This window comes from Methylocapsa sp. D3K7 (assembly GCF_029855125.1).
In the GTDB taxonomy this organism is placed as follows: Bacteria; Pseudomonadota; Alphaproteobacteria; order Rhizobiales; family Beijerinckiaceae; genus Methylocapsa.
In genome coordinates this window covers 2,698,145-2,720,226 of record NZ_CP123229.1, presented here as the reverse complement: position 1 = coordinate 2,720,226, position 22,082 = coordinate 2,698,145, and the positions used below count along the sequence as shown (strand labels likewise).

22 protein-coding genes are annotated in these 22,082 nt (G+C 59.3%); 7 read left to right on the top strand and 15 right to left on the bottom strand.

Annotated features, from left to right (window positions below; all coding sequences use genetic code 11):
- Positions 1-64: 64 nt before the first annotated feature.
- Positions 65-556, bottom strand: a complete 492-nt coding sequence (locus QEV83_RS12770) for a twin-arginine translocation signal domain-containing protein (RefSeq protein WP_280128106.1) — start codon at positions 554-556, stop codon at positions 65-67.
- A gap of 347 nt (positions 557-903) precedes the next feature.
- Here QEV83_RS12770 and QEV83_RS12765 point away from each other — a divergent pair, with 347 nt between their 5' ends.
- Positions 904-1,998, top strand: a complete 1,095-nt coding sequence (locus QEV83_RS12765) for a hypothetical protein (protein WP_280128105.1) — start codon at positions 904-906, stop codon at positions 1,996-1,998.
- 48 nt (positions 1,999-2,046) lie between these two features.
- On the opposite strand, the gene QEV83_RS12760 is transcribed toward QEV83_RS12765, so the two are convergent.
- Together QEV83_RS12760 and QEV83_RS12755 are read right to left on the bottom strand one after the other, a co-directional pair.
- Positions 2,047-3,456: a carbohydrate porin gene (locus QEV83_RS12760; RefSeq protein ID WP_280128104.1), complete on the bottom strand. Its 1,410-nt coding sequence runs from the start codon at positions 3,454-3,456 to the stop codon at positions 2,047-2,049.
- Between the two features lie 452 nt (positions 3,457-3,908).
- Positions 3,909-4,352, bottom strand: a complete 444-nt coding sequence (locus QEV83_RS12755) for a universal stress protein (RefSeq protein WP_280128103.1) — start codon at positions 4,350-4,352, stop codon at positions 3,909-3,911.
- 114 nt (positions 4,353-4,466) lie between these two features.
- On the opposite strand from QEV83_RS12755, the gene QEV83_RS12750 reads away from it, so the two are divergent.
- Complete coding sequence (locus tag QEV83_RS12750; protein WP_280128102.1) at positions 4,467-5,318, top strand: NlpC/P60 family protein; 852 nt, start codon at positions 4,467-4,469, stop codon at positions 5,316-5,318.
- Positions 5,319-5,329: 11 nt separating this feature from the next.
- Here QEV83_RS12750 and gatA read toward each other — a convergent pair whose 3' ends face one another.
- The gene (gatA, locus tag QEV83_RS12745) at positions 5,330-6,811 is read right to left on the bottom strand and encodes an Asp-tRNA(Asn)/Glu-tRNA(Gln) amidotransferase subunit GatA (protein ID WP_280128101.1); all 1,482 of its coding nucleotides are present in this window, start codon (positions 6,809-6,811) and stop codon (positions 5,330-5,332) included.
- Positions 6,812-6,819: 8 nt separating this feature from the next.
- Positions 6,820-7,107, bottom strand: a complete 288-nt coding sequence (gene gatC / locus QEV83_RS12740) for an Asp-tRNA(Asn)/Glu-tRNA(Gln) amidotransferase subunit GatC (protein ID WP_280128100.1) — start codon at positions 7,105-7,107, stop codon at positions 6,820-6,822.
- A 426-nt stretch (positions 7,108-7,533) separates the two neighbouring features.
- Here gatC and QEV83_RS12735 point away from each other — a divergent pair, with 426 nt between their 5' ends.
- Entirely contained in the window at positions 7,534-8,334 is an 801-nt protein-coding gene (locus tag QEV83_RS12735) for a hypothetical protein (RefSeq protein WP_280128099.1), read from the top strand.
- Between the two features lie 735 nt (positions 8,335-9,069).
- Here the strand turns inward: QEV83_RS12735 and QEV83_RS12730 are convergent.
- From QEV83_RS12730 to QEV83_RS12710, 5 genes are all read right to left on the bottom strand, one after another.
- A complete protein-coding gene (locus QEV83_RS12730) occupies positions 9,070-9,231 on the bottom strand; it encodes a hypothetical protein (protein ID WP_280128098.1) in 162 nt (53 codons plus the stop codon).
- On the bottom strand, positions 9,228-10,832 hold the full coding sequence (locus QEV83_RS12725) for an alkaline phosphatase family protein (RefSeq protein WP_280128097.1): 1,605 nt from the start codon (positions 10,830-10,832) through the stop codon (positions 9,228-9,230). Before QEV83_RS12725 ends, QEV83_RS12730 begins: the two co-directional genes overlap by 4 nt.
- A gap of 107 nt (positions 10,833-10,939) precedes the next feature.
- On the bottom strand, positions 10,940-11,848 hold the full coding sequence (locus QEV83_RS12720; protein ID WP_280128096.1) for a glycosyltransferase family 2 protein: 909 nt from the start codon (positions 11,846-11,848) through the stop codon (positions 10,940-10,942).
- A gap of 259 nt (positions 11,849-12,107) precedes the next feature.
- The gene (locus QEV83_RS12715; RefSeq protein ID WP_280128095.1) at positions 12,108-12,338 is read right to left on the bottom strand and encodes a hypothetical protein; all 231 of its coding nucleotides are present in this window, start codon (positions 12,336-12,338) and stop codon (positions 12,108-12,110) included.
- A 201-nt stretch (positions 12,339-12,539) separates the two neighbouring features.
- The gene (locus QEV83_RS12710; protein ID WP_280128094.1) at positions 12,540-13,232 is read right to left on the bottom strand and encodes a metal-dependent hydrolase; all 693 of its coding nucleotides are present in this window, start codon (positions 13,230-13,232) and stop codon (positions 12,540-12,542) included.
- Between the two features lie 166 nt (positions 13,233-13,398).
- On the opposite strand from QEV83_RS12710, the gene ruvX reads away from it, so the two are divergent.
- The gene (gene ruvX / locus QEV83_RS12705; protein WP_280131053.1) at positions 13,399-13,881 is read left to right on the top strand and encodes a Holliday junction resolvase RuvX; all 483 of its coding nucleotides are present in this window, start codon (positions 13,399-13,401) and stop codon (positions 13,879-13,881) included.
- Here ruvX and QEV83_RS12700 read toward each other — a convergent pair.
- Together QEV83_RS12700 and mutS are read right to left on the bottom strand one after the other, a co-directional pair.
- A complete protein-coding gene (locus tag QEV83_RS12700) occupies positions 13,878-14,348 on the bottom strand; it encodes a MarR family transcriptional regulator (RefSeq protein WP_280128093.1) in 471 nt (156 codons plus the stop codon). The two genes, ruvX and QEV83_RS12700, sit on opposite strands and share 4 nt — an antisense overlap.
- Positions 14,349-14,412: 64 nt before the next feature.
- Positions 14,413-17,061 (bottom strand): DNA mismatch repair protein MutS, encoded by a 2,649-nt coding sequence (mutS, locus tag QEV83_RS12695; protein ID WP_280131052.1) that lies wholly within the window; start codon positions 17,059-17,061, stop codon positions 14,413-14,415.
- 343 nt (positions 17,062-17,404) lie between these two features.
- On the opposite strand from mutS, the gene QEV83_RS12690 reads away from it, so the two are divergent.
- Entirely contained in the window at positions 17,405-18,157 is a 753-nt protein-coding gene (locus QEV83_RS12690; protein ID WP_280128092.1) for a cytochrome b/b6 domain-containing protein, read from the top strand.
- Between the two features lie 26 nt (positions 18,158-18,183).
- Here QEV83_RS12690 and irrA read toward each other — a convergent pair whose 3' ends face one another.
- Entirely contained in the window at positions 18,184-18,648 is a 465-nt protein-coding gene (gene irrA, locus QEV83_RS12685) for an iron response transcriptional regulator IrrA (protein WP_280128091.1), read from the bottom strand.
- Positions 18,649-18,928: 280 nt separating this feature from the next.
- Between irrA and QEV83_RS12680 the strand changes: the two genes are divergently transcribed.
- Together QEV83_RS12680 and QEV83_RS12675 are read left to right on the top strand one after the other, a co-directional pair.
- Entirely contained in the window at positions 18,929-19,588 is a 660-nt protein-coding gene (locus tag QEV83_RS12680) for a sterol desaturase family protein (protein ID WP_280128090.1), read from the top strand.
- A gap of 65 nt (positions 19,589-19,653) precedes the next feature.
- Positions 19,654-20,136: a GrpB family protein gene (locus tag QEV83_RS12675; RefSeq protein WP_280128089.1), complete on the top strand. Its 483-nt coding sequence runs from the start codon at positions 19,654-19,656 to the stop codon at positions 20,134-20,136.
- A gap of 7 nt (positions 20,137-20,143) precedes the next feature.
- Here QEV83_RS12675 and QEV83_RS12670 read toward each other — a convergent pair whose 3' ends face one another.
- Together QEV83_RS12670 and QEV83_RS12665 are read right to left on the bottom strand one after the other, a co-directional pair.
- Positions 20,144-21,298 (bottom strand): glycosyltransferase, encoded by a 1,155-nt coding sequence (locus tag QEV83_RS12670; protein ID WP_280128088.1) that lies wholly within the window; start codon positions 21,296-21,298, stop codon positions 20,144-20,146.
- On the bottom strand, positions 21,295-22,014 hold the full coding sequence (locus QEV83_RS12665; protein ID WP_280128087.1) for a superoxide dismutase: 720 nt from the start codon (positions 22,012-22,014) through the stop codon (positions 21,295-21,297). Before QEV83_RS12665 ends, QEV83_RS12670 begins: the two co-directional genes overlap by 4 nt.
- Positions 22,015-22,082: the final 68 nt, after the last annotated feature.

The following is a 22,082-nucleotide window of genomic DNA, read 5'->3' as shown; positions in this document are numbered from 1 at the left end:
TTTTTAGTAGCGTCAATTTCATCGCCTTAACAAATGATGATCGACCCGGATTCCGTGGCCGCGATCACCAATAATAGCGCCGACCGACCCGACGCCAATGGCGCCGATTAACGCGACGGACCCGGCGCCAATGACGCCGATTAACCCGACGCCAATGACCATACCATGCCTTCTCGACTTGCGTGCTTTCCATGTCTTTCGAGGTGGCGACGCCCGACTGCGGTGCAAGCTCCGGATCACGGCCCGGCGCGGCGAGTGGCGCAAATGAAGTGAGAGCCTCCGCGGGCGCCGCAACTGCCACCACACCCGCTCCAATACAGAGAAGTTTCAAGAAAGCGCGTCGTTCCACCGAAGCCTCCCAAAATTTAGCCGAGATACACTTAGTGTAACTAGAAACGGGTACGAAGGTTCCATGCGAACTTTTAGGTTTTGCTGCACGGCACAAGCGAATGCTCGAATCTTGCTCAGGAAACCTACGTTGGCATGCATCAATAGTTACCAGGGGTTCTCCGGGTGAACGCCGATCCCTGGCACTAGCCGCGCAAGCACATTCCATTTGCCCAATGATACGCGACGGGTCGGATCATTATCCGTTAAGGCGCAGCCGTCATCATCGTCCCCAGTGCAGATTATTGGACGTGCCGCGAAGCACATGGGATAACATGCGTTATCTTGGCGACGCGGACGCTCGATTTGCGTGTGGCTCCCGCCGCGTTTGAGGAGCACGCAGACGCCTTCGGCAGGAGGTCCTTTATCATTGGCGGGAAACCGTTCAGACGACGCGTCAAGTCACGAAGGAAAAACATGAGTTCGTTGGCAGTCGAGTCACGAAGTATGGAAGAACCTGGAAGACTTGAGAAATTCTCACTACTCGGTGGCCCGCTTCACCAACTGGGACGGCGCTTGGGCCTCGTACGCAGAGAAACGAACACGGTGGCGCTGGGGCTGGCCCTGGGTTTGTTCTTGTGGTCAATCTTTCTGGCGTTAGCACTCATCGAGGGCGTCAGTGACAGGTTGTTTTCGCTTTCGATGATCGCCGGGCATGTTCGCTTGTTGGTGGTCATTCCGCTGCTCTTCTTGTGCGAATCGTCATTGGACCCGCGGTTGGAGGACTTTGTCAGCACGATCGTGCGTTCCGGGGTGGTACCCGGCAACATGCTGCCGGCCCTAAATTTCGAAATCGCACGTACAGTCCGATGGAAAGACGCTTGGCTGCCAGAAGCAATGTGCCTGTTGGCTGCCGTGCTGATTTCGTTGTTTGCCGCGCAGTTGCACATTTCGGGAAAAACGGCGGCGCTCGAGCCGGCCCGAACCCTAAGCGATGTTCCCTTAGCAGGTCTGTGGTATTGGATCGTTTGCCTGCCGCTTTTTCGCTTTCTGATGTTTCGCTGGATTTGGCGAATCGCCCTCTGGTGCCGCTTCCTCTGGCGTTTGGCGAAACTGGATCTCCACCTCGTGCCGATTCATCCCGACGCTGCCGCGGGGCTCGGATATCTGGAAGTTGTGCAGAGCCATTTTACCGCCTTGGTGCTGGCGATATCGATACTTGTGTCCGCATCTTTCGCTGAGGAAATTTCCTCGGGGAGGGCGCTCTTCGAGGTGGTCTACCCCGCGCTTATGGTCACTCTTATCCTGGACTTGGCGTTGATACTTCTGCCCCCGTGCGTCTTCGCCTTCAGGCTTAGGGCCTGCCAGGAGAAGGGTTTGAGCGACTATATCGTCTTTGCGGCGCGTTACGTGAACGACTTTGAGAAGAAATGGCTGAACACGTCCGCTATTCCGACGGATCCCTTGTTGGGCACAGCCGATTTGCAGTCACTGGCTGATTTGTCCAACAGCGTCGGAATCGTGCGCAATATGCGCTGGATCCCGGTGAGCACGCGTCTGATGATAACTGCCGTGATCGCTGCGTTGCTGCCGATGTTGCCGCTACTTCTGTTCAAGTATCCCATTGCGGAGCTGGTCCAAAGGGTCCTTAGCAAATTGGCCGGCATGTGACAGTTCCAACACGATGAACAGTAGGCGAAAACAGTCGGATTGAATTGGCTAGAACTTTGTTTGCAGGCGCAATGCTGCATAAGTTGCTCGCGATGCGCTTGGATTCCAGGGATCGATCACCTGCAGATCGGCGGAGAGGCGCAGCCATGGTGTGACCGCAAGATTGTAGAAACCCTCCACCCCTCCTTCGCTGCGTCGGTTCACGTCAAGAGCGGCCAGTCCGGAAAGCAAGGGCTCAGTCAGCCCAAAGTGGAAAAACCCAATACCCCAGCGATCGTTCTCGCGGCCCGCCAACAGATTGTTCCCGCCGAGGCCCGCGAGGACACTCCATCTGACGGGGCTGGGATTACCGTCTGACAGGGTCGCAAGTGTGAACAGGCCCCAGCCGGTCTCCGGATTCTGTTCACTTTGTACGAAGTTCTGCTGGATGGCGTAAGATGTGAACCAAAATCCTTTCTTGGTCGTCACTAAGCTGCCGGGCGCTGGTCGTCGGGACAGGTCGGTGATGTCTTCAAGATCGATGCCGCGCGCATTGCTATAGGCGGCGCGCCATGTGTGAAAACCACGAAGGCCGGCGATCTCCGTTTTGAGAGTCGCCGCACCCCCCACCGCCAGCCCCTTCTCGAAGGGATGCTCGATGACCCTGGGATCGATCGCGCTACGCGGATCGGCGATCATCAATGCGAAATTGATTGGCTCTGTCTTAATCGCCACTATTCCGCCGATAAGATATGGCGCCGAGAGAACAACCCTGTCGCCGGCCCCTCCTCTGAAAGCTGTATAGGCCACCCCGGTCGATGGCAGGGCGAAAGCTCTGTTCATGAAAGTGTCGATGCCGCCACCGCCGATCAACGGGGTCTTCGATGCGAGCGTCATCATGTCGAATTTTCCGGCGCTGACGGAAATAGACTCGCCGAAATCCTGCGTGACGCTGGCGGAGAGAGCGGAGTGATAGCCGTCTCGTTCCACATAGGCCAGCGCCGTGTTGACAGGAATGAGCGCAAAATCCGTCCTGTTTATGTTTTGACCGAAGTAATGCTCGTATTGCACATTGATGTGGAAGCCCCGCCAAAGGCCAAGTTTCTCTGCATCCACCTTAAGGAAAACGTCGAGCTTACCGCAGTAACGCCAAGTCTTGCTGCCGTCGCCTTCTGTCTGTCCCTGATAGAACTGAGTGACCCAGACGTCGGGCATGATACCGATGCTCTGCAATTGCTCTTTGGGGCCATCGGGCGTGTCGGTCAGCGAAGGTTGCGTGAGTAATGACGACGGGACGTCTTCCGCGCAGACGGAGCCCGTCGATGTGGCAAAGAGAACTAAGGTCGCAAAGGTCACTTTGGCGCCAGAAACAACGGAGGCGGCGCTCGCCGCACAAGCTTCCGCTGATGCCATTTGGCGTCCCGCCGAGCCCGGCGCTCTCACGGACGGCACAAGCTGAGCACGGGTCTTCCTGATCATGACGCGCTCCCATTTCGAGCCCAAAGAAACGCTTCCTCCAGGCTTTGCCGGACGACGGCCTTGCCGAGGCACAGATTGTCGAATTAGGAGGATCTTTGCAATATCAGCTGTGGTCGGTGCCAAGCTCCGATAGCCGATATCGGCGTAAAATTCATTGATGCGTGACAATTTGAACGAGGAAGTCGCCGTGTAGCGGTACCCGAGGTTGGGGCTCCAATTCGGCGACCGACCAATATTCGACATCGGGCCCGACCGACTTACCGAGCCGTTTATTGGTTTTCAGAACATCAGCAGCGCCTGCTTTCGAGTTCAGTAACTTACTCTGTCGAATGTCCGCTCCGGGTCAACTCCCGTTATCAAGAACTGTGAGCCGAATCTCGCTTTGGATCGAAAACAGAAATTCAAACTGAAATATTCCCTAAAGTTTCAGACTTTTCGGATAAGACCTTGCCCTAACGATAAATCAGCACCGGGATCGTGCTGTGCGTCAGCACTTTGACGGCGACGCTGCCGAGCACGATCGCGGAGAGCCCGTGGCGTCCATGCGAGGCCATGACAATCAGATCGCAATGCTCGTTGGTCGCGGTATCAATGATCGCCTGATACGCATGCTCATGCTCCACATACATTACGTCGCAGCTCACGCCCTGCCCTAATGCCATGGTCTTCACTTGATCGAGGCATTTGCTGGCAAAGACCTCCATCTGCTTCTGATAGCCATATTCCTCCGGCAGTTCCTTGAAGAGGGCCGGGTCCAAATCGAAGATTTGCGACAGCGATAAAACGGTGATGCTCGTCACTTTCGCCTTCAGCGTCCGGGCCAGCAAAATGCCATGCTCGACGGCTTTCTTGGACAATTCCGAGCCGTCGGTGGGAATGAGAATATGTTTGTACATGACAGTTTGGCTCCGCGCCCTAAGTTGGCATTTCCAGAATATGCCGCTAGTGGTTGAATGCCAACGGAAGATTCCTGTTGGATTTACCACATCTTCGCTGCAGCAGGCTTTGACATGCCTCAGTTCGATCCCCGCCAGACCCCGGCCCGCCCCGATCTCGCAGCTGCACAATTGCGCGGGCTCGTCGAGGCCGCTGATTACATCGAAGGCCGCGCGATGCAGGTCGTCACCGGCATTGCCGATGTGCGGCGCGAGCCCGCCCATGAGGCGCTGCTCGACACGCAAGCGATTTATGGCGAGGCGGTCACGCTTTACGAGGATCAGGAAGGCTGGGGCTGGGTGCAGCTCGCGCGTGACGGCTATGTCGGCTATATCGCCATGGCCGCGCTGGCGGAGGGATGGGCGGAGCCAACCCATCGCGTCACGGTAACCCGGACCTTCGTGTACCAATGTCCCGACATCAAGATGCCGGCGCGCCGCTCTTCACCGCTGGGTGCCGCCGTTCGCGTCCGGGCGTTTCAAGGGGCTTTCGCGCAAGTCGGGGACTGTGCTTTTGTCTTTGCCGACCATCTGAAGCCGTATGACGCTTACGAAAAAGACTTCGTCTCGGTGGCCGAGCGGTTTTTGCACGTGCCCTATCTCTGGGGCGGCAAGACAAGCCTTGGCATCGATTGCTCGGGTCTCGTGCAGATCTCGCTCGAAGCCGCCGGACTCGCGGCCCCGCGCGACACCTATATGCAGGAAAAGTCAATCGGCGTGCCGCTCGCGTTCGATGCCGATCTGACAGGCTTGCGGCGCGGCGATGTCGTTTTCTGGCGCGGCCATGTCGGCATCATGCGCGACGAGACCCATCTGCTCCATGCCAATGCGCATCACATGCTGGTCGTCAGCGAGCCGCTGCGCACCGCGCGGGATCGAATCCTCGGCAAGACGTTACAGGGCATCACGTCGATCAAGCGGCTCTGATCAACCCGCGCTCACGCCCACCATTTTTCCGGCGCATCGATTTTCGGCGCGGCTTGCTCGATGACCTGCGCCACGGAGAACAGCGTCTCTTCGTCAAAGGCGCGGCCGATCACTTGCAGCCCCAGCGGCAGACCCTCGGCGGACACTCCGGCCGGCACCGCAATGCCCGGCAGCCCCGCCATGTTCACAGTCACCGTGAAAATATCGTTGAGATACATCTCGACGGGATCGGCGGAGCCTTTTTCGCCAAGCCCAAACGCGGCGGAGGGCGTTGCGGGCGTGAGGATCGCATCGATGCCCGAGTCGAAGGCCGTCTCGAAATCGCGCTTGATCAGGGTTCTGATTTTTTGGGCCCGCACATAATAGGCGTCGTAATAACCGGCCGAAAGCACATAGGTGCCGATCATGATTCGGCGGCGCACTTCCTTGCCAAACCCCGCAGCGCGGGTATTCTCATACATGCCGGCGATGTCCTTGCCGGGCACCCGCAAGCCATAGCGCACGCCATCGTAGCGGGCGAGATTCGACGAAGCCTCGGCCGGGGCGACGATGTAATAGGCGGGCAGCGCATGCCGCGTGTGCGGCAGCGAAATATCGGCAATCTCAGCGCCCGCGTCCTTCATCCAGGCGATGCCTTGCGCCCAGAGTTTTTCGATCTCGGCGGGCATGGTTTCGAGGCGGTATTCCTTGGGGATGCCGATTTTGAGGCCCTTGACGCCGCGTCCCGCCGCCGCCTCGAAATCGGGGACCGGCATATCGACGGAGGTCGTGTCCTTCGGGTCATGCCCGGCCATCGAGCGCAAGAGGATCGCCGCGTCGCGCACGCTGCGGGCGATAGGGCCCGCCTGATCGAGCGAGGAGGCAAACGCCACAATGCCCCAGCGTGAGCAGCGGCCATAGGTCGGCTTAATGCCGGTGGTGCCGGTGAAGGCTGCGGGCTGCCGGATCGAGCCGCCGGTATCCGTCGCCGTCGCGCCAAAACACAGCCGCGCCGCGACCGCCGCCGCCGATCCGCCCGACGAGCCGCCAGGCACCAGCGCGGTGTTGGAGCCGCGCCGCCGCCAGGGCGAAATCACTGGGCCATAGTACGATGTCTCATTCGACGAGCCCATTGCGAATTCGTCGAGATTGAGCTTGCCGAGCATCACCGCGCCGTCGCGCCACAGATTGGCGGTGACGGTCGATTCGTAGGCCGGCACAAAGCCTTCGAGGATGTGGCTCCCTGCCGTGGTCTGCACACCCTCGGTGCAATAGAGATCCTTGATGCCAAGCGGGATGCCCTCGAGCGGCCCCGCCTCTCCCTTGGCGATCCGCGCATCGGAGTGGCGGGCCATGGCCAGCGCCCTCTCCGGCGTCTCGATGATGAACGCATTGAGCGCCCGCGCTTTTTCGATCGCCGCGATATGCGCCTTGGCAAGCTCGACGGCGGAAAATTGCTTTTGCGCAAGGCCATCGCGCGCGCTGGCGAGGGTGAGGTCCGTGAGGCCGGTCATGGGTGCGCTCACTCCACCACCTTGGGAACGACAAAGAAATGATCGTCGGAGACCGGCGCGTTGGCGACGATCTTGTCCGCGATGGCGCCGTCGGTCACCACATCCTCGCGCTTTTTCATCGGCATCGGCTGGACGGAGGTCATCGGCTCGACACCCTCGACATCGACACTGGAGAGTTCCTCGACGAAGGCGAGGATGGCGTTAAGCTCGCCTTGCAGATGCGGCACGTCGTGCTCGCTGACCTTGATTCGCGCCAGATGCGCGATGCGCCGCACGGTCGCCTGATCGACGGACATGGGGTTCCTTCAGTTTGCTGAAACAGGGGGAGGCTATAGCACCGGGGGCTTGGCGCAAGCAATGCGAGGTTTTGGATATCAATTTTGTAAGGAAATTCGGCCCAATCGGACAAAAGTGTTTCACGTGAAACATTTTGGTACGATTGGCGGTCTGCGTAAACGTACTTTCTGGGAGGCTTTACCTGGTATAAATCCAGGATTTCTCGTAAGCGCCAAGGTGAGATAAAGTATATAATGGGCCCCCCGACCACACGATCCTATTCAGCGCACGGCCAACCCGAGCCTATCTGAACTTTGAAGTCAAGGACGCGCCAGAGGCGCGCGGCCTCCGGCCGGTATTATGGCGCAACTGCCACAAGCCATTCGGTTCACTACGATAGCTGCGACTCGCGTTTTGGCATTCTATTCATGTAAACAATTTCCTTCATGGGAATTAAGATCGATTCCAGCTGGATCGTAGCGGCTCTCGGTGTTGCCGCCACTGGTGCTCCTTTGATGTGGCCAGAGGCTGGTAGCATCCTTGGCCCGGCGCTCCTCGGTGTAGCGGCGCTTGTATTTATTTTCGGCATACGAATTGAAGGGCTTCACCTCAGGTGGATACGAAGGCGACGCATGGTTCCTCTATTTGGGATGATTATATCTACTACCAGCTTCTTCCTATGCGCCGGTTGGTATTTTTGGCCAATTAGCTCGGTTGATGACAGGCACGCCATTTCGCCAACCGCGTTAATTACACAGCCACTAGAATTGCATGAGCATTTTAAAATCGATTTTGTTGCGCGCGGAAATGGAGGGGTGGGATTGGGTTTAGACGGCTACTCTCTTGTTCCTCTTTCTAATGGCAAAGACTTAAAACTCGAATGGCGGATAATAACAGACTTTGGGAGCCATTCCCGTTTCCTAGTTTACTATATTCCGGAATCTGCTGTACCAACGTACGAAGTAGCAAAGCTCATCGCTGGGTTGTATCAATCTCAATTGAATGCTTTTGAGACGACAGTCCGCACAAGCGCGGACCACGCAGCCAAGTCGAGTACCGAGCTGAAATTCACTGGCCGGATATTTGTATATCACGAAGGCGACATGACGGACGCCCAGCGCGCTGAACTGATAGCGCTCTATAAAACGAACGGATTGGAGCCGGAATTTCGTAGCCGGTCATACCCACTCGCGGTGTTTGATGCGTCACTAAGGAGCGCCACCCACACGCCAAGAAAGACAGACTAAAGGTCTTCCAATCTTATACCATCAAGCTCTAACGCCGCCAGACATGCGAGAAAAAAAGACGCTAGCTCTGTAGCTCTCGCCAACTTGTTAGATATGCTCGATTTGACCGGCAATCTCGGCGCGTTTGCGGGTCAGGACGCCTAAAACATGTTCGTTTTCCATCCCAAGAATTTAGGGGCGGACCCCGATTCATTTCTTGTGGCAGTTGAGCCATAATACCGCTCCGGCCGTCTCGATCCTTGAGTTCAAAGTTAAGATAGGCTTTTCTGCCGCCGTTCGATGAATGGGTTTTTCCGCGCAAAATGCGCGCTGGAAAGACTCACCGTCTCACCACCCAGCCCTTCGAGACGGCGCCTTAGGCGCCTCCTCAGGGTGAGGTCGTCCAGCGCCGTTAAGCCTTCGGCGACTCGCTTGTGGTGGTGCCCCGCGCGGCCTCCGCCTTGACGCCATGAATCGTCGTATCAGCGTTTCTGACGCTTTTGCCAGGTGGTGTTTTGCCAGTGGGGACTGACGGGGGCGGAGCTTTTGGCGCCCTTTCCTTTATACAAGCCGACCAATTTCCAAACCGCTACGGCGGTCGCCAAAATCGCCCCGGCCGCGCTGATGATGGGCTCGTTGTCACTCAGAAATTGCCAAATCTCAGAAAGCATCGTTCGCCCTCCCTTGCGAATTTGCCGTCATTGATCTTGTTTTCGAGCCGGGCGCAATGGTTTTGTACAAAGACACGATTGCCGTCTAACTCCGTGGCGTTTCTCCCGCACCACTGGCGCCCGCCTCAACACCCCGCGCGGCCTCTTCCTCCGCCTTGACGCGGGCCATGATGCTTTGGATGCGCTTGACCTGTGAGCTGACCAGCCAGCTCGCGAGGAGGAGGCACGCGCCGATGGTGCCTATCAAAATCGGCTCGCAGCGCGGGGACCGGTGCGGCGGTCGCGCGGCGCGGCCTCAATGCCGGTGACAAACCGCGTCAGCGATTGGCCATCGGTCTGGCCATCGAGAGGAAGACCCAGCATCTCCAGCACGGTCGGACCGACGTCGAGCACATCGCCGCCCTCAAACCGCGCCCCGGCCGGGAATGGACCATTCAACATCCAAAGCGTCGAATGCGGAGTGTGGTCGCCGGTTCGCGGCAGCCAATTCTGGTAGACGGTCCGTTTGATAAGACCAAGCCGGTCCGACCAGCAGGCGTCCAGCGGCCCGAGATCATCGCGGAACACAACCATGATGTCGGGCACGTCTGGATGGTGATCGGGCCCGAAGGCTTCTTGCGCCGTGTAGAATTTTACGACGATAGGCTCGCGCGTCTCGGGGTGCTTGAGTTCGAGCAGCGCCTCGCGGATCGTTTCGATCAGGGCGGTCTCTTCATTGCCACGCGCCACCTCCCCGAAGGGCTCGCGGCCCTTCAGATTGAGCCGGATCGCGCCGCAGCGATTGTTGCGCAATTCGGCGGCCCGCGTTTCGGGAAGGGTGAAAGGCTCGTGCAATCCGCCGCTTCCGGTCTGAATGGATTGGATGACGCGCTTGCCGATGAGGGACTTCACCGTGTCGCGGAGCGAGCGGATCAAGGGGTTGGACGAAAATTGCATGTTGCGCCAAAAGCGGCCCTTCAGGCTGTCCTCGCCCTTCGAGGTGAGACCGAGCCGGGCGAGCACTTCGTTCAAAAGGTTTGGACCGCCGGAATAAAGCGCCATGCCATGACTGGCGAGGAGCACGATCTTGGCGTCCGGCCCAGCCGCCTCGATGAGCGCGCCAACGCCCTTGTCGATTTCTGCGTAGACATCCCGGATCGCGGTCTTGAAGCCGTCCGCCGCATGGGGATCGTGCTTGGGGTGATTGGGATCGAGAAAGTGCCAGAACTGATGCCCGGCGCAATGGCATTCGGTGTAGCATACGTTGAACAGATCCCACGGCTCGCGCCGCAAATAATCGAGATAGATGCGTGTCTTGGTCGAGGCGCCGTGTTTCAGGCCAGAGAGCAGCTTGGCGTAGCCTTCCGGCGTCTCGCCATGCGCGTCGCAAGCAGTGACCGGGTGGTCGCCGTAAGTCTTCCGGATATCCTCCAAAACTGAGGGCGGCTCGCTGGTGATTGCAAAATTGCGGTCATGCGTGCCCCATTCGAACAATTGCAGCCCATTGAAGTCTGGCACCGGCACGGTTTGAGGGATGTCGGAGATGAAAACGCGCTTGCCGGCACGGCTCGCGCGGGCCCAATAGTAAAGTTCCGTATCGACCTCTTTGGGCTCGATCGCGCGCTTGACCGCCTCGCCGGTCCGGAGCTGCTGGCCGTGGTAGAAATGCGCATGCCGGCCGCAGCCCATGCTGGAGGCGATTTCGGGCCACACCGCGCCGGGCAGCGTCTCGAGCGGAGACGAGAGGCGGATCGTGGCGCCGCGCTCCATCGCGGAGGACAGCGAGGGACAGAAACCTTCCTTTGCCCAGCGTTCGAGCAAGGTGGATTCGGCGGCGTCCAATCCGATGAAAATGACGCGTGCGGTCATGCTCTTTCACTCCGTTACGCTGTCTTGCTGTGCGGTTCCACGCCTGTGCGGCCCGGCGCCAACTCTTTGCGCCGAGAACTGGCGGCGCGGGCCACCCGTTGGACCGTTCACCCGTTCTCTCCTGGGGACGCCTGGCGCGGACCCAGGCGGCCGGGACCGTTCTCAGCGGGGGAAGTTTGCGCCAGCAGCGGTTGGCGCGCGAAATAGGCGCGGAGAACTCCCAAGTGCCACATGGCGCGCGCCCGGAGCGTGCCGCGCGGCGGGTCGAAAAACGAAAGCCCAAACAGCAAAGGGGCAAAGGCGAGTGCGCGCGCAACCGGGAACAGCGGCATGGACCCGTCGAGCTCAGCGTGCAATCTCATAGCGGTCACGCCTTCCCAGAACAGGCGCTTTCGCAACCAAGCAGGATCTAGGCGTTCCAAATGAATGCGATGGCCAACGCGCGGCCGGGAAGAGTACCAAATCGCCCAACCTCTCCGGCGCATTTTTTCCGCCACATAGACGTCGTCGCCTGAGAGAAGAAGCTGGTTCTGGCGCGCCAGGCGCTCGGGGAATCCACCGGCCTCAAGCAGTGCATCGCGGCGCAACAGCATATTGGCGCCGACGAAGACGGGGCTGCTGGTGCGGTCCTCTTCCGCCTCGATTTCGACGAGGGAAAGATATTTGCGCCAGAGCTCCGGCAGATCGATTTCTCGTCCCTCCGGCCAGATGGGATAGGTGTAGAGTCCGGTCGCGCCCGCCTTCGCAGGCAGCCGCTCGATCAAAGCAAAGATTTCATTCAGCCAGCCGGGATCAGGGACCGTGTCGTCGTCGAGAATGGCGAGCCATCGCCCTTTGCTAAGCGAAACCGCGGCGTTGCGCGCCATCGAAAGGCCAGGCCAGTTTAGGCGGTGCAGCACGATTTGGGGGTGCTTCACGAGAAACTGGGCCAGCGCGTCCTTAGTCTGCGGCTCGGAGGCGCTATCGACAACGACAATTTCAGTGCCGGTTTGCCATTGGAGAGTCAGTGCAGCCAAGCATGCGGTAAGATCCGCAGGCCGGTTATGTGTACAGATCAAAATGCTGAGAACAATATTGATCTCACTCTCCTATTTTTTTGTACATATTTATTAAATAAAGTATCAAAATAAGTTAGTTAATCGACAGTAATAAGTAATCCGGGTAAATCAAGGAGAATACATATGATAACGCCTTTTTAGTCGTGGTTCTAGTCTGATTTTCTTGATGAGCGCGGAGTAGCGTTCATCAAAAAAATTCACTCGACGGCGGCTGCATTTAAGATGCTGCTTTATCCATACGGGCTTTGTTGCTTGCCTCTTTTTCCATATCCTCCTCCGCCTTGGCGCGGGCGAGGAGCTTTTGGATCCGCTTCACCTGCCAGGCGACCAGCCAGCTCGCAAGGAGGAGGCACACACCGATGATGAAGAAAGCATACAACCAGCCGTTGCCCATCATGCTCATGGTATCGACGGACTGACTGTCGATATTCCCAAAAAAATTGCTCATGGCGTTTCCTGTTGTTTTGTTCGCCTGAATTTATACCAGGTCTCGAAGAGACTAAGCCTTCGGTCGCGCCGTCATGGCCGGACTTGATCCGGCCATCCAAACCGTCAGCTTCCGTGACAGGATGCCCGGGTCCAGCCCGGGAATGACGACGAAAGTTAATGGTCCATCTTGGCCCTGTGGCGGCAATAACAAGGGCCTTCCTCAAAACTGCAAAACCTCGCCGATACGCGGCACCGCGACCTTGGCTGCGTGGCCCTGCATCGCCGCCACGAAGTGGCTCGCGTCCGGATCGATCATGTCAAACGTTCCATAATGGCAGGGGACGACGGTCTCGAAATGAAAATAGCGCGTCACAGCGAGCGCCGCCGTACTCCCGCTCATGGTGAAGCGGTCACCAATCGGCACCAGACCGATGTTCGGCGCATAGATCTCGTCGATCAAGGCCATGTCGGAAAAGATGCCGGTGTCTCCCATGTGGTAGACGCTGGGGGCTTCCTTGGGCTTGACGACAAAACCGTTCGGGTTGCCGAGATACACCGATTGGCCATTGACGACAGTGCCGGATGAGTGCAACGCCGGGGTGAAGCTCACCTGGAAGGCGCCGCAATCGATGGTGCCGCCGGTGTTGCCGGGGTTGATGTTCTCAATGCCTTGGGCGTTGAGGAACATGCAGATTTCGAAATTCGAGACAATCTGCGCGCCCGTTGACTTGGCGATTTTGGCGGCATCGCCAATATGATCGTCATGGCCGTGGGTGAGCAAAATATGGGTCGTGCCGGGCTGCTCGGGATCGCCGGTGAATTTCGGATTGCCAGTGAGGAATGGGTCGATGAGGATGACCGCCGTGCCAAGCTCAATGCGAAAAGCCGAATGGCCGAGCCAAATAAGTTTCATACGGAGCGCCCCTAGAACGCTTTCCAGATCGGAAAGCGGGTTCAATAGTTTTGGTTTATCGCATTTTCTCGACGCGAACCGGTGGCCGCTTCGCTGGAAAATGCTCTAAAAAGCCGGCTGATTTCAGGCTCACTTATCATATTCAAACCGATGCGAAGAGCAGATGATGGCGGCGGAGATTTTGGACCTCGAAGGCTTGGCGCCCCGCATCGGCTTGCGCCAGCGGCTCATGGGCGCCGATCTCGGCAGCAAAACCATCGGCCTTGCCCTCTCAGATGTGGAACGGCGGATCGCGACGCCGCTGATCACGATCCGGCGCACGAAATTTTCCAAGGACGCGGCGATGCTCGTCTCGCTCATGGATGAATTTGATGCCGCGGCGCTGGTTGTTGGCTTGCCTCTGAACATGGATGGATCGGAAGGTCCGAGCGCGCAAGGCGCCCGCGCCTTTGCCCGCAATTTCGCGCCGCTCTCAGGGCGCCCTTGCGTGTTTTGGGATGAGCGGCTCTCGACGGCCGCCGTCACCCGCTCGCTGATCGAGCAGGATGTATCCCGGGCCAAGCGCGCCGAAGTGATCGATAAAATGGCGGCGGCTTTTATCCTGCAAGGGGCGCTCGACCGGCTATGCCGTCTTCAGCCTCCAAGTTAAGCTTCTTTTGACGGGGCTTTCACGGCCCGTGTTTCCAAGAGGGCATTGCGGATTTTCCGCAATTCCTTGCGCACGGCTTTCAGATCGTCGGCGGGGCGTCCCATCGCCGTCAAGATTTGTGCGGGGACCATCTGCGCCTCCCTATGCTTAAGCTGGCCTTTGGCGGTGAGCGTGACCCGGACGCGGCGCTCGTCCTTGGGGTCGCGCGCCCGGTGAACGAGGTCCATGGATTCAAGGCGCTTTAACAGCGGGGTCAAGGTGCCGGAATCGAGGTACAGACGTTCGCCGAGTTGCTTGACCGTAACATCGCCGCCCTCCCAGAGGACCAGCATGACGAGATATTGCGGATAGGTGAGGCCCAGTTTTTCCAACAGCGGCTGATAGGCTTTGGTGATCGCATGCATCGCCGAATAGACGGCGAAGCAGAGCTGCTGCTCCAGCTTTGGTTTGACGGCGTCCTCCTGCATAATCTCTCCCGTACATTTTGTGCTATTCTATCGTAGCATATTAAATAGTACACAATATAAATTGTTAGCCCTCCCCAGCACGCAGTTTTTTCAGCCGGTATAGCGTCTCCAGAGCGGCACGCGGCGAAAGAGCATCCGGGTCGATGGCATCGAAGGCCATTACCCAAGCTTCGTCTTGAAGAGGCGCAGGGGTAGCGGGCTGCCCCTGTGCCGCCGTGAACAACGGCAGATCGGCCACCGAGCGGTCCGCATAGGCAAGCCGCTCGGCGGCCTCGAATTCGGCCAGAAGCGTGCGCGCCTTCGCCACAACCGGACCGGGGAGCCCAGCGAGCTTGGCGACCTGGATGCCATAGGAGCGATCGGCGGCGCCCGGCACGATCTCATGCAGGAACACCACCTCGCCGTTCCAATCTGTGACCCGCACGGTGAGATTGTCGAGCCGGTCGAGATTTACGGAAAGCCGCGTCAATTCATGAAAATGCGTGGCGAACAGCGCCCGGGCCCGATTTTTTTCATGCAAATGCTCGATCACCGCCCAGGCGATGGAAAGCCCGTCGAAGGTGGCGGTGCCGCGGCCGATCTCATCGAGGATGACGAGCGAGTGCTCGCCAGCCTGATTGAGGATGGCCGCCGTCTCGATCATTTCCACCATGAAGGTCGAGCGGCCGCGGGCAAGATCGTCGGCGGCGCCAACCCTGGAATAGAGCTTATCGACAACCCCGATGTGGGCGCGCGCCGCCGGGACGAAGGAGCCCATCTGAGCGAGAATAGCGATCAGCGCGTTCTGCCTCAAATAGGTGGATTTGCCAGCCATGTTGGGGCCGGTCACGACGGCGATCCGGCCGCCTTTGCCCGGTAAACCAGACAATTTGCAGTCATTTCCGGCAAAGACTTGCCCCTCACGGCGCAAAGCCGCTTCGACGACGGGATGCCGGCCGCTTTCGATGTCGAACGCCAGCGAGGCATCGACGAGCGGCCGCGACCAATCCAGGGCTTGCGCCAATTCAGCGAGCGCCGCCACCACATCGATGATGGCAAGCCCGGACGCCAGCTTTTTGAGTGCTGTTTGCTCCCCCAAGAGTTGCGCGGCGAGTTCCTCGAAGATCGTCTGTTCCCGCGCAAGTGCTTCGTCGGCGGCGGAGGCGATCTTGACCTCAAGTTCGGCAAGCTCCCGCGTCGAAAAACGCATCGCGTCCGCCATGGTTTGCCGGTGAATGAACACGCCCTCATGCGGCGGCTTTAGGAGCCGTTCGCCCTGCGCTTGCGGCACCTCGATGAAATAGCCGAGAAAGTGATTGTGTTTGAGCTTGAGCTGCTTGGTTTCCGCCATTTCGCAATAGCGCGCTTGCAGCGCCGCGATCACGCCCCGGTTTTCGTCGCGCAGCGCCCGCAGTTCGTCGAGCGACGCATCGTACCCGGTGCGGACAAAGCCGCCGTCGCGCCGGTTGAGCGGCAAAGACTCGGCGAGCGCTTGCCGCAATCGCGCGGCGATGGCTGGGTCGACGCTCGCGGCGGCCGTGCTCGCCTCCGCAAGCCCGGCGGGCAACGGCCCGGTTGCTGCCAACCTGCCGGCAACGGCGCTGGCGGCCTCAATTCCGGCGCCCAGCGCCGCCACATCGCGCGGGCCGCCGCGATCGAGGGCGAGGCGCGACAAAGCCCGGCTGATATCGGGCACCGCCTTAAGGCCCGCACGGATCTCCCTGCGTAAACCTGGTTCGCCCGCAAAAAATGAGACCGAATCCAAACGGGCTTCGATTTCCCTTGGGTCTGTCAAAGGCGCTGCCAGGCGCTCGGCCAACAGGCGGCTGCCGGGCGCGGTGACAGTTTTGTCGATCGCAGCCAGCAGCGAGCCGTCCCGTGTGCCCGATAGCGTTCGCGTCAGCTCGAGATTGGCGCGTGTCGCCGCATCGATGTCCATCCGCGCGTCGCGGGAAACCCGGGCCGGCAGGCTCAGAGCAGGCCGGGCGGCAAGCTGAGTGCGCTCGATATAAAAGAGTGCGACGGCGGCGGCGGCGATCTCAGTGCGGGAAAGCGCACCCAATCCGTCGAGCGTCGCAAGACCAAAATAATCCTTGATGCGGCGCTCGGCGCTCGCCCCCTCTGCCGCCTCGCGGCCAAGCGGCGTCACGGGCAGTTTTGTCTCGCGCGCGAACCGCGCCAGACAAGATACGTCGAGGAGGGCTTCGGGCACGACGATTTCGGCAGGATCGATGCGGGCGATTTCGGCCTCGAGGGAGGCCTCGCTGGCGCTGACGACGATAAAGGTGCCCGTTGAAATATCGACGGACGCCAGCCCAAAAAACGCCTCCGGCGGGCCGCCGCTCGCAAGGGCGAGCAGACTGTTGGCGCGGACGGGATCGAGCAGCAGCTCCTCGGTGATGGTGCCCGGCGTCACCAGTCGCACCACCTGCCGGTGAACGACGGATTTGGCGCCGCGTTTGCGGGCCTCGGCCGGGTCCTCGATCTGCTCGCAGACGGCGACGCGGTGCCCCTGGCCGATCAGCCGATTCAGATAATCCTCGGCGCGCTCGACCGGCACCCCGCACATGGGAATGTCTTGTCCCTCATGCTTGCCGCGCTTGGTCAAAACAATGCCGAGCGCCCGGGCGGCGATTTCGGCGTCGCCGAAGAACAATTCGTAGAAATCGCCCATCCGGTAAAACAGGAGGGAACCGGGATTTTGCGCCTTGATCGCGCTGTATTGCGCCATCATCGGCGAGACTTTGAGCTGAGTGGCGGGCGCAAATCCGGGTCCGCTTACATCCAGGGCAGATGTCGCCGATGGAAAAGGTTGGGGAGGGCCGGCTGCGCTTTTTGGCATGATCGCAACCTAGAGCATTTTCCGCCGGCCGGGGACCCGGTTCATAATAGAAACAGCCGCGAAGGAGGTGATCGACTTGGATGTGGCGTTTTAACGCTTCCCGTTCATCCCGGCAAAGCTTGGGCAATCGCTGCCCCGCGCCTACGTTGTGATCGAGCACTCTAAGGTATTGATACGTATCAACGCGCTCGCGCCCCGAATAAAATATAGTAGATCGTCTGTAAAGGTTTCGCGCATGACACATCAGACGCCAATCCACGCCGTTGAGTACAGGGGGTATCTCGCATGGGATGCACCCACGCGCTGGTTCCACTGGATCAACGTGGCCGCCGTCCTTGGGCTCATCGCGACGGGGCTCGTGGTTCTCAACGATGACGCTCTCGGACTCTCCGCCGCCGGCAAAATCTTGCTAAAAAGCCTCCATGTGCTTTTCGGCTATGTGATGGGGGCCAATCTTCTCTGGCGGTTCATTTGGGCCTTCTATGGCAACCGCTACGCACGCTGGCGAGCCTTCATGCCAGGAGGACCGGGGTATTTGGCGTCCCTCCGCGCTTACGCGGCATCATTCTTGTCCGGCGAGCCGCAACAATTCGTGGGACACAATCCGCTTGCCCGCATCGGGGTGACCTTGTTGCTTTTACTTCTGTTCGTTCAATTGGCGACCGGCCTCGTCATCGCCGGAACCGATCTGTTCTGGCCGCCGTTCGGTCATTGGTTCGCACAATGGGTCGCCGCCCCCGGCGTTGATTCAGCGCTCGTCCAACCGGGCGCCGTGGACATGATCGACAAGGCGTCCTACGAGGCCATGCGCGCGCTGCGCGGGCCGTTTGTCGAGGTCCACGAAGTCGCGTTCTATGCCCTAGCGATCCTTATCGCGTTTCATCTCGCCGCGGTGGTTTTCACCGAACTTTATGAAGGCGGCGGTATCACGTCGGCCATGTTTACCGGACGCAAGATCCTCACGCGGAAGCCGCCGGACGAGCCATGACGGCCCTTACTTTGATGCGTCTGAGATTAAGCGTTCTTCGTTCCCGGCTTGCGGCGCAGGCGGAAGACGACGTCCACCTTGACGATTTCATAGCCCTCGGGGGGCGTCACGGTGCTGGCGAACTGCATTCCTTCGACGGGAATGTCCTCGATATGACCTGTGTCTTCAAAGAAAAAATGACTATGGTCGCTTGTGTTCGTATCGAAAAAGGTCTTTGCCCCCTCGATTGTCAGGGCGCGCACGATCCCAACCTGGGCAAAGAGATTGAGGACATTGTAGACGGTGGCCAGCGAAGCGCGCATTTTCAAAGAGTTGGCTTCGGCGGCCAAGGTATCGGCGGTCACATGCCGGTTGCCTTTGCCTAAAAGAAGCTTGGCAAGCCCGAGACGCTGCCGGGTCGCCCGGAGCCCATAGGTTTCCAAGAGTGAGCGATGCCGTTGCTTTACGGGTGGCGCGCTTGTCGCAAAACCATCATGCGAAAATTCTGTCATCTCATAAGCATCCCGAAATGCCGCCTCTTTGGCCTGCGCCCGGCGCGATGGTGGTGAAACCCGCGAGCCGCCAGCCGATTCATTAATTACCCAATTTTGCGATATTATATCGCAACGCAAATATATTCAACGCCGTGGTCTTTCGCCGCAATGGCTTGACGCCGGGGGCCGTCCATTTCATGCAGACATCCTCGGTTTTCCTCCATGCGGCCCTGTCGGATTCACCACAAACTCGACAAAAGGGCGATTCGGACTGTATGATAAACAGGATAGGGCAAAAATGATGCCAGCAGCGAACGACCCTGGGAACGGCGCCCCGCAGACGGCGGACAGTTTGCGCGCCTCGCCACGGCTTTTTGAGAACCCCTTGCTCGACAAACTGTCGCGCGTGCATTGGTCGATGCCGCTTTTTGTCTATTCGCCGGTGGTTTTCGGGCTCGCCTGGTTGAGCCTCAAATCCTTCGATCTTTGGGCCGTGCTCGGCGCCGCGGGGCTCGGCTATTTCATTTGGACCTTGATCGAATATTTCGGCCACCGGTTCCTGTTCCATTATGAATTTCCCGGCCGCTTCGGCGCTCGGATTCACTTTTTGATTCATGGCGTGCACCATGTTCATCCCAACGATCCGCTGCGTCTCGTTATGCCCGTGCTGCTCAGCGGGCCGATCATGCTGATCGCCTACGCCGTGGTGAGGCTGCTGTTTGGCCTGCCCCTCGGCTATCCCGTTCTGATGGGGTTTATCCTCGGCTATCTGTCCTACGACATGGTGCATTATTATGTACATCATGCCGAGCCCAAGACGCGTCTTGGGCTGACCTTGCGGCGTCTCCATATGCTGCATCATTTCCGTGATCCGACACGCGGCTTCGGGGTCAGCGTGCCGTTTTGGGATTATGTGTTCAAGACAGCGCATGTCAGTGCGGGGCGCGGCGACAGATAGGGTTCATCGCTTTGCCGCCACCGATTCCCGTCGTCCTGGCCCCATACGATCCCGGATGGCCTTGCGTGGCGGCACGCCATGCTGAAGAATTGCGGGTTCTTGAGCCAACCCTGCTTAGCGTCCATCATATCGGCTCCACCTCGGTGCCGGGGTTGGCCGCCAAGCCAATCGTTGATTTGATGCCGCTCGTAACGAGTCTCGCCGATCTTGACCGGAAACGCCCCACCATCGAGGCGCTGGGCTACATCTGGCATGGCGAACTCGGGATAGCGAGACGGCGTTACTGCACTCTTTCCGGCGAAGATGGCATTCGCTTGGTGCAGCTTCATTTTTTCACCGCAAATTGCGCGGAGGTCGAGCGCCATGTCGCGTTCCGAGATTATTTGCGCGCGTGTCCCGAAGTGGCCCGTGCCTATGAAAACGAGAAGCGCCGGGCACGGGACCTCCATCCCAATGATTCACACGCCTACACGGATGCAAAGGCAGGATGGATACAAGAGACGGAGGCCAAGGCCCTGATTTGGTTTCGGGGCCGCCGCGCGAAATGAAGCCCCGCTAGCCCTGCGTCTCGTCCAGCGCCCCTTTGCGCGCGTCAAACCTGGTCTTCGCCCAAACGACATCATGGGTGGTAAAGGCGCGCAGCCACGCCACGAGCGCCAGCACTTCGCGGCCGAGAAACGCAAGCGGCGACCAAAGCGAGACGTCCCAGCGTTTACAAAGCGCAAAGCCGGTCTCGGCGCAGAACCACAGCAAGAGTGTCAATGAGAAACCCGCAGAGGCCGGCCACCCCGCAAGCGGCGCCGCGAGCGCCCCGGCAACGGCCGCCGGAAGCGGGCTCGAAAGCGGCTCCAAGGGAAAGGTGAAACGTTCGTTCTTTCGCCGGATTACGCCCCAGCGCAGCTGCCGTTCATAGATGTCGGCAAAACTCCTCGCGCCGGTTTCCTGGGCGACCGTCCGATGCGCAAACACCGTCCTAAGGCCCTGCCGCGCGAGTTCTATCGAAAGAGCCGTATCCTCCGCGAGCGTGCCGCTCAAAACTTCGATACCGCCCGCGCGAGCCAGATCACTGAGCCGGAACAGCATCGTTTTGCCGACGCCAAAGCCAATCCCGAGCGCCGAGGCCGTGAGTAACAGCCGGGCATGCCCGTTGATCAAAAAGGCTTCGATCCTACCAGCGAAACTTTCAGGCCGCACCGCAACTGGAACCGCGCAGACGAGACCCACATCTTGCGAAAAATTTTGCATGAAGGCGGCCATCGTATCGGAATCGAGCGTGATATTCGAATCCTTGGTGAATACGAAATCATGGCGCGCGGCGGCGAGGGGTGCGGCAAGCGTATTGAGTTTTGGGCTGACGGCTCCAGCGCCGGCCGAGCACACGAACCGGCAGGGCACATCCGGGTGGGCAGCGGCAATCCGTCTCGCGGCGTCGAGCGCGGGTGAGGCTTGTTCGGCGGCGCCGATCAACATCTCGTAGTCAGGATAGGCTTGCGCAAAAATCGAGGCTTGCGCGGTCTCAAAACCCGGATCGAGCAATTTTATGGGAATGATCGCCGAGACGGGCGGGAGATCCTCGCGGGTCCCGCGCCGCCGCTGCAGCCAGGGCTGCGCCAGGCCGCAGACGAGCGTGACGCAAAAGAGCGCGACCGCCATACACCACCAGACCGCGCCGGCATAAGCGAACACTTGTCCCACGCTCGCCAGACTCACACTGGCGCCTTGGCGAAATTCGCCGCCGCCTTGTCCCAATTCACCGTATTCCACCACGCCGCGAGGTAATCGGCTCGCTTGTTCTGATATTTGAGATAATAGGCGTGCTCCCACACATCGACGCCCAGCACCACCCGCTGTACCCCCTGATCGAGTGGTGTATCCTGATTGGGAGTCGAGACGATCGCAAGCTTGCCGTCCTTCCCAACCACAAGCCACGCCCAGCCGGAGCCGAAGCGGCCGGTCCCCGTGGCGTTGACTTTCTCGATGAGCTGGGCTTTCGAGCCAAATGTAGAGTCGATCGCGGTTTTTAGATCCCCGCCGGGCTCCTTGGCGCCGCCCGGCGTCATCAGCTCCCAAAAGAAGGAATGGTTCCAATGGCCGCCGAGATTGTTGCGCACCGGCGCCCGCACCGTTTCCGGCACCACCGTGAGATCGGTAAGAATTGCGACGGGCGAAGTGGTGGCAAGTTCGGGATATTTTTCGACGAGCCCATTGAGGGCCGCGACATAAGCTCCATGATGCTTGTCATGGTGGATCGTCATGGTCAACGTATCGATGTAGGGCTCAAGCGCGTCGTAGCCATAGCCGAGCGGCGGAACCTTGAACACGGGGTCCGCGGCAAGGGCGGACGAAAAAAGGCCTGGCCGGGCACCCGCCGCCAAAGTCGCCGCCAGCCCCAATGTCAATCGCAAACCGTCGCGTCGTGAGAACATGCAAGTCTCCTGGATAGGTGGTGGCGCGCCTGGGGATAAAATTCACCCCCACGCTTCTACCTGATTGG